Below are 2,385 nucleotides of genomic sequence, written 5' to 3' on the forward strand. Positions count from 1 at the left end.
TGCTTAATCTTTTGGGTGCTGAAAAAGTGAGGTCGATACCAGGGCGATGAGTGTTCTCCCGTTTCCCTTTGATGGTTTCGTCGCCAAGGTGTCCAGATAGTACGGACTCAAGTGTTTTTTGGTCAACAGGCTTGCCGAGTAATCCGGCTTCTTCGGTCAGTTTGCCGTGCCAAAACGTGTTTTCACCTTGTTCTTTTTCTTTGAGGTAATAATTATCACCGTTATTGTCGAGTGAGAGGGTGGATTGATTGAGGTCTTGCTCTTCTTTTAGGTAGTATTTTGAAGCGCCAGAGGCGGATTTTAGTGGGCTGATGGACATCATATTTAGTGTTTTCCTTGTGTTGGAAATCACCAAAAGTAGCTAGGGGAATGGGGCGCTTAGACGTATGCAGGCGACAAGAAAGGTAGCGGCAAAGGCTAAAGCCTTTACCGCTTGACCTTAACGTCTTACTTCGTAGGCAAATCTTATTTGAAGGTCATTGTTTGCCCCCTTGTAATGAAATTCACACAGTGAATCTCGAAAGAGAGCGGTTAATAACACAGTGGTCACGCAGACCACCAGTAACGCCCCAAGGACGGTTTTCTTCGGCATAATCATTGCCTCCTGTAGAGTTAAGAGGCTATTATCAAGTTGCTAAACATGGATAGGGCCTCGTTTGAATTTATAGTTCATTCGGGGCTTTTTCATATCTGCGGTTTGGCAAACGCTTAAACACAGATAGTCTAAGCGCCCAGAGGCCTTGTATCAGAATTGGGTGTGTGGGCTACTTTTGGTGGAGAGGTGAATGCGGTTTTTGTAATAAAAGGATGCGGAACAGAAATTGTTAGCTCTCAAAGCTAGAATCGACAAATAAGACTGTCAAAAACAAGCAACCTATAGAGGCGCGTGTTACGAGCATTTGCCAGCAAAAATGAGCGTTCCTTTTTAAGGATTGACTCGATAAGTAGGAGGGTATTTTGCTTTTGAGTGCGCTGCATTGAAGACATAGCATGGTGTTTTTCCTTTTCATCAAATATTGAGTGTATTGGAGAGGGCAGTCGACCTCATTCAATCACAATAAAAAATCGTCATGAGAGCCGTTTGATTCATTGGTAAAGTTTTAAGAGCTTCGGTTGGGGATGTGGTTCACGGGACGCATTTTCCTATTACTACGGTATTGAGTAATGCCTCAAACCCCGTAGATTAATCATCGTACATCTCTCCAGTATCTTGTTGTGTAATGGACGCTTCTTCGGTCTCTCGTTGCAATTCGTCTTGAGTTTGCTCAGCCAGTTGTTGGTTCTGCCCCTGTTTCAATGGCGGTGTGGATGACTTTGACGTTTTCGTCATGGTTTGTTTTTGGCTTTCTCTTGCTTGCTGCTGCTCGGTTTCGTTCTCATAAGTGCTTTGTTGGATAGCCAGTAAGCGTTTTCTTTGCGTTTCATCGAGTTCATGCAATGCAATTAACTCATGAAAAATCAAGGCTTGGTCTAGGCTCTCCATCTTTTCACCACCAGGAATAACTCGCTTCATAAACGACGGCTGAATGTTGCTCATTCGGTCGTACTTTAGTTGGAGCTTAGTGATTAACATGGAGTTCGGAGTGCGCAGGTAACATTCCAAATCATCCAGTCCTTGGATTTCAGCAGGGGAGACGACAGGGCGCGTTTTGTTTTGATGGCCCAATGACACACCATCACGCAGTGCATTTGCGCCGTAAGAAATATTTTCTCGAGATATGTCAATCTCTTGCTCACCCAAGTCGTCAGAGGCGACGGTTGCCATGGCTTTTGAGGGTGCGCGGAAGAAAAAGCGCGTATTCAGTAAGTCAAAAATAACTCTAGCCGCATTGTGGCCATAAGTCGTTTCTAGTTGAGCATAAGACTGCAATCCGAGTAGATAACAGCCACCAAACTTACGCACTTCTGAAATGATGTGCGTAAGCTCTGGTAGCTTATGCAAGGTTGGCATTTCATCGATGATGACCCAGATACGACGGTCTTCGTCAGGCTCCATCCCCAAGATGGCGTTAGAGGCAATGGCAAGCCACATCGATATCAGTGGTCTGAGCGCAGTGTGCTGTCTTGCGTTACTGGAGAGAAATAAAAAACCTTGCTGCGATTCATCTTGTACCCAATCAGTGATGGAAAATCTCGCCCGTTTACGGTTTCCTTGACTGTCTTTTTCATCGAGACCATGTAGGTAGCGCAGAGACTTAATGTAAGTAGCCAAAACCGATTTGATGGAAATGGCGGTCTTCTCGATGCTTTTCGAAACAAGAGAGCTGGCTTCAGTACCTTTTAAGTGTTCATCCAGCTTTGAGAGTTCCGACATTAAGATGAGATGGAGAAGATTTTCGACGCTGCACTCGTGTTTGTCATCGAGCATCATCTGGTACGCAGTGG

3 protein-coding genes are annotated in these 2,385 nt (G+C 44.9%); all 3 read right to left on the reverse strand.

The annotated features are described in order from the left end of the window. A partial coding sequence (locus AB6D93_RS23775; protein ID WP_372159237.1) for a relaxase domain-containing protein occupies positions 1 to 322 on the reverse strand: 322 nt, incomplete at its 3' end. A 117-nt stretch (positions 323 to 439) separates the two neighbouring features. Continuing rightward, the gene (locus AB6D93_RS23780) at positions 440 to 598 is read right to left on the reverse strand and encodes a Hok/Gef family protein (protein ID WP_321166794.1); all 159 of its coding nucleotides are present in this window, start codon (positions 596 to 598) and stop codon (positions 440 to 442) included. Positions 599 to 1,183: 585 nt separating this feature from the next. Further along, positions 1,184 to 2,385: type IV secretion system DNA-binding domain-containing protein (locus tag AB6D93_RS23785; protein ID WP_372127323.1), on the reverse strand; the 1,202-nt coding region annotated here is incomplete at its 5' end.

Origin of the sequence: Vibrio sp. 10N.247.310.23 (assembly GCF_041467155.1) — a bacterium.
Taxonomy (GTDB): Bacteria; Pseudomonadota; Gammaproteobacteria; order Enterobacterales; family Vibrionaceae; genus Vibrio; species Vibrio crassostreae_C.